This window comes from Selenomonadales bacterium, from assembly GCA_018335585.1.
Classification (GTDB): Bacteria; Bacillota; UBA994; order UBA994; family UBA994; genus UBA994.
On sequence record JAGXRZ010000049.1, the window covers coordinates 1 to 5,218 of the forward strand.

The 5,218-nt window shown below is 54.3% G+C and carries 5 protein-coding genes; 4 read left to right on the top strand and 1 reads right to left on the bottom strand.

Annotated features, from left to right (window positions below; translation table 11 throughout):
- The coding region (locus tag KGZ66_09480; protein ID MBS3985810.1) for a sporulation transcriptional regulator SpoIIID at positions 1-145 on the bottom strand (145 nt) is incomplete at its 3' end.
- A gap of 265 nt (positions 146-410) precedes the next feature.
- Between KGZ66_09480 and KGZ66_09485 the strand changes: the two genes are divergently transcribed.
- From KGZ66_09485 to KGZ66_09500, 4 genes are all read left to right on the top strand, one after another.
- Positions 411-929, top strand: a complete 519-nt coding sequence (locus tag KGZ66_09485) for a TRAP transporter small permease (protein ID MBS3985811.1) — start codon at positions 411-413, stop codon at positions 927-929.
- Positions 929-2,254: a TRAP transporter large permease subunit gene (locus KGZ66_09490; GenBank protein ID MBS3985812.1), complete on the top strand. Its 1,326-nt coding sequence runs from the start codon at positions 929-931 to the stop codon at positions 2,252-2,254. The genes KGZ66_09485 and KGZ66_09490 overlap by 1 nt, the downstream gene beginning before the upstream one ends.
- 55 nt (positions 2,255-2,309) lie before the next feature.
- Positions 2,310-3,392 (top strand): TRAP transporter substrate-binding protein DctP, encoded by a 1,083-nt coding sequence (dctP, locus tag KGZ66_09495; GenBank protein ID MBS3985813.1) that lies wholly within the window; start codon positions 2,310-2,312, stop codon positions 3,390-3,392.
- A gap of 792 nt (positions 3,393-4,184) precedes the next feature.
- A complete protein-coding gene (locus KGZ66_09500) occupies positions 4,185-4,967 on the top strand; it encodes an ATP-binding cassette domain-containing protein (GenBank protein ID MBS3985814.1) in 783 nt (260 codons plus the stop codon).
- Positions 4,968-5,218: the final 251 nt, after the last annotated feature.

The following is a 5,218-nucleotide window of genomic DNA, read 5'->3' on the forward strand; positions in this document are numbered from 1 at the left end:
TAATGGCTTTTAGCCTGTCTGTCAGGTCCTTATGTACGGTCGACTTAGAAACATCAAAATGGTCGGCCGCAGCCCGCACGGTAGCCTTAGTGGCTGCCACGTACCGTGCAATTTCCACTACCCGCTCGTAGATGTGGTCATTCACGCTCCCGCCCCCCGTAGCTCACTACTTCACTTAACATATATGAGCTGGAAGCAGGTATATGCCTGAAAAGAACGACAAGTGCGCCTATGCATAACGTTATGTATATAGTATAATTAGCATTGCAAAACATCTGGTTGTGATAATTGAGCCAATAGTGATAATGAAAGGAGCAAGGGTTATCGTAAAGGTTTTGTGATAAATTTCACATTACCTTGGGTAAGGTATCACAAGTAGATGTAGAAGCACACAATGAAGGCGGTGACGCATGCCCCTGTTCGATAAGGTGTCTCTATGGTTTGAAAGTTTCAACGCCAAAGTCGAGTCCGTCCTGCAGTATTCTGTATATGCGCTAGTGGCAATCGTGACCTTGGAGGTGTTTGTGCGCTTTGTCCTCGGCATGCCACTTATCTGGGCGCGGGATTCCATGCTGTGGTTCTATTCAACTATGCTGCTGCTGCCCGTGGCCTACTACTACTCTCGCGGCACACATATCTCCGCTAGCGACTTGGTACATAGCTTTAACCTTTCGGAGAGCACGAAGGCGACCCTCAACCTCATCAATAATATCGTGCTCTTGGCTGTTGCGGCTGTCCTCATCAACCCCGCAATGAATCGTCTCATGGTTTCGCTGCGTATCGGAGAAACGTCAATTCTCACGCTTTGGCGCCCGCCGCTGTGGCCTTTCTTTATCCTCATCCCAATAACCTTTGCTCTGATTAGTTTGCAGGCGCTTATTGGGATTGTGAGATCTGCCGTGACATTGCTTAAGGAGGATGCCAAATAATGAGCCCGCAAATCATGACTGTGCTGTCCTTTGTCGGTCTCATCGGCGGCATCCTGATGGGTATGCCTGTAGCCACCGTTCTCATGAGCATCGGCGTCATAATTGGCTTCACGACGTTAGGCCCCATCAGCCTAGATATGATGGTGCGCGGTGTGTTTGCCGTCATGGCTAATGACACCCTGGTAGCTTTGCCCCTCTTTGTATTTATGGGGTGCATGCTGCAATCCACGGGTATCGCTGACCGGCTGTTCCATAATTTGCGCTTAGCCCTAGGCTCCTTGCGCGGGGGCTTAGGCATTGTCACTATCCTAATCTCAACCATTCTCGCCGCGACAACGGGCATCGTGGGGACTGCGGTCATTATGATGGGCGTATTAGCTCTGCCAAAAATGATTGAGTCAAAGTACAGCAAACCGCTGGCCACCGGAATTATCTGTGCTGGTGGTACGCTAGGCATCATCATTCCCCCGAGCATCATGCTCATTCTCTATGGCTTGTCCGCAGGCGTCTCTATTGTCTCGCTGTTTGCGGCGGCCGTGGTGCCCGGGCTTTTGCTCGCAGTCCTATATATGCTCTATACCGCTATCGTTTGTTACCTCCGTCCGGAACTCGGCCCTCCCTGCTGTGAGGAAGAAATGGCGAAGATCAACCCCGCCACGTTTGTGTCGGAGCTCCTGATATCCCTTGTCCCTCCCCTTGCATTAATTCTTGGCGTATTGGGAGCCATTTTTTTTGGTGTAGCCACCCCCACGGAAGCGGCAGGCATTGGCGCCTTGTCGACTGTGGTGCTTTGTGTAGCCATGCGGAGGTTTAACTGGACGGCCTTACGCGATGCCGCAAAGCAGACGGTGCAGGTATCCTGCACTATTCTATGGCTAATGGTCTGCGCCCAGATGTTTACCTCGGTATTTCTGGGCATGGGCGGCGGCGTAGTCATTAAGGACTGGATATTGGCAATCGCCGGCGGAAACCCGGCTGTCGTCTTGTTTATTATGATGGCCTCCATATTCTTACTCGGTCAAATTGTCTGTTGGACAGGCATTCTGTTGATCACAGTCCCAATCTTTACCCCTATCGCCATAACGATGGGCTGGGACCCAATTTGGTTCGGCATGCTCATCTGCGTCAATCTCCAAATGTCTTTCCTCTCGCCGCCCTTTGCTTATGCTATCTTCTACCTAAAGCAGGTTGCACCGCCTGAGGTGCAGCTGCAGCATCTCTATCGCGGAGTATGGCCGTTTATTGCCTTGCAAGGGCTAGGGTTGCTGCTAGTCGCTTTCTTCCCGGAGCTCGCCCTGTGGCTGCCAAGGTTGTTACTGAGGTAATAAGGGTGACCTAAGCTCAATCTCAGTCACCCATATTTAGAAGGAGGGTCAATTAGTGAAAAACAAGGGTCTCGTAATCCTGCTCATCGTCGCCGTGCTTGGGTCCTTCTTTGTCGGTTACGCTGTCCGTCCGATGGTCGCACCTGTCGCCGACCCCGGTGAAGGCCCCGGCGAAGTAACGCAGTGGATCATGCAGTCTGGTTACGCCGCCGGACACCCCACGTTTGTGCGTCTCCAAGCTTGGGTCGAAGACATCAAGAAAGCTACTAACGGACGCCTAGTAATTACGCTGCACCCTGTAACCGCCCTAATGCCGCAAGCGGAGCAGTTCACGGCTGTTTCCGGCGGTACACTGCAGGTCTCGCTGGGCCACGGCGCATGGTGGATTGGCACAAACCGCGCTTTCGCTCTCTCTGACGCCCAGGCTTCGGGTCTTACCTCTGAAGAAATGCAGTTCTGGCTACTTAACCACGGCGGCCTGCAGAAGATTCAGGAGCTCTACGCCGCCTACAACATTCATTGGCTCCCAGGCGTCGACTTCCCCGCCGAGATGTTCCTCTGGTCTAAGAAGCCCATCCGCGTCCCTGCCGACCTCCGAGGTGTAAAGGTGCGCGCTGCCGGTTTGGCACTCGATGTCTTTAGGAGACTAGGGCAGGAAGCCTTCTTTATGCCCGGCGGAGAGATCGTCCCCTCGCTGATGCAGGGCGTCATCGATGCGGCTGAGTTTACACAGCTTTACGGTGACATCGCACTAGGTTTCCACGAGGCAGCAAAGTATGTGAACGTCGGCAGCCGAGCCACGGCCATGACCGTCGGGCTTGAGTTTAACAAGACGGCTTGGGATAAGCTCCCGCCGGATATGCAGGCAATTGTCACAAACGTAACGCTGGCCCACTTTATGTATAATGACGGGCATCACCGCCTGCTGGAAAAAGAGGGCCTCGTGCTGGCGCGCGAGAAAGGCGTAACCATCGTTGAAGTTTCGCCTGAGCTAAACAACCTGTTCCGCAGCACCTGGGACAATATTAACGACGAAGAAGCCGCCAAAGACCCGCGCTTCGCCGCCATTTGGAACTCGCTTAAGGAGTTTCGCACTAGCTACCGCGAACTAGCCCGCACGATGTGGCCCTGGGAATAGTGAAGCAACAACAGGATGATGCAGAAGCCCTGTAGGGGGCAAACGCAACAATGCGGCTCAATGCGGCCCGTTGTTGCGTTCTTTTTTCGGCTTCGCTTAATTTTTCATTGCCGGCAGGTAGAGGGGGTCAGATGTAGAATATTTTGGAGGGCATGACGACGCGTACTCAGAAGACGTCTGTAAATTAAGGGGGTAGCACATGCAGGGGAAACCTCAGGCGATAGCCAGTAAGAAACCAGGGCAAGGGCAGCAAGCACTATGGGGGTACGTCAGGCAGCATAAAATCACGGCGTTTGGGGCGTTGCTGGTTATCGCTCTGCAAGTGGCGCTGGGGGTGCTCTTAGCTCGGCAGCTTGGGGCAATTATTGATGTAGGCATCCTTGCCGACAGAGAGGCGTTTGGTCAGACGTTTTTGCTGTTAGTTTTGGTTTGGGTTGGCGGAGATATGGCCCTTCTACTGCGGCAACTGCTTACCGGAGAACTCGCGGAGAGCGTTATGCACGGCCTGCGCGCGCAAGTGGCCATGCACCTTGGCCGGGCTCGCATCCCTGCGCTCGAACAAACGCACAGCGGGGAGTATATTTCTCGCCTTAGCAATGACGCACAAGTCGTGCGGTCGGCCTTCGCGCGCCACCTGCCAAGCCTCGTTCAAGGCAGCTTAGGCTTTGTCGCCTCGCTGGCCGTAATGCTGCTCGTGTCATGGAGAGTTACATTGCTGACGTTGGCGATGGCGCCGCTCATGATGTTTGTCGCATCTTGGCTAGGCGGGCGCATGGGTGCCGTCCTCAAGTTGTGGCAAAGCGACCTCCTACCGAGGAACTCCCGCGCGAGAAGCGCGCCGCTGATTCGGATACGGCCGTCACATTCGACAGCGTCTCTTTTGCCTATGCTGATGATGCGAGTCTTGCCCTAGACGGTGTTACCTTTAGCATAGAGAAAGGTGCCACGGTCGCCTTCGTCGGTGAAAGCGGGGGCGGCAAGAGCACGATTTTTAGACTTCTGCTTGGGCTGTATGGGGCGACGAGCGGTGCGATAGCCGTTAACGGTAGGGCTATCGGCGACTATACGCTAGAGGAGCTGCGCGACGTGTTCGCGCTAGTTCCCCAGGAGGCCACGTTGTTTTCCGGAACTATTTACGACAACATTACCTGCGGGCGGGTCGACGTAGACGAGGCAGATGTCCTGCGCGCGGCACGCGCTGCCCACGCAGATGATTTTGTCTCCGGGCTTGCACTTAACTACCGCAGCGAAGTCGGCGAGCGCGGGGGCAATCTGTCGGGAGGACAGAGGCAGCGCATCGCCATCGCGCGGGCGTTGCTGAAGAACGCCCCGATTTTACTGCTAGACGAGGCGACGGCAAGTATCGACAATGAATCCGAGAGCCTGGTGTGGTCTGCGCTGGAGACACTTATGGCCGGGCGCACTACGCTGCTAATCGCGCACCGACTCTCAACCGCCCAAAAAGCCGACCTCATCTTCGTTCTGGCAGGCGGCAAAATAGTAGAGCAAGGCACCCACAGCTCCCTCCTGCAGAAGGGAGGCCATTACGCGCGCCTCCACGCCGCCGCAAGCTGAAGCAAAAGGTGAAGCAAAAGGGACGGAGCTTTTTGCTTCGTTGATAAACTCAGTTAACGCAACAATGTGGTTCAAGTTGGCCTGTTGTTGCGTTATTTCGCGCTGTTGTTGCGTTAATTTGGACTGTTGTTGCGTAAAATAACGTTTGCTGTTGTATTTTTGCCGCATTGTTGTCATAATAGTGGTAGGAGGTGGGAAGATGCAGGTTGAGGAGCTAGTCGATTTGGTGCATCAAATCCAAGCGCAGAAGA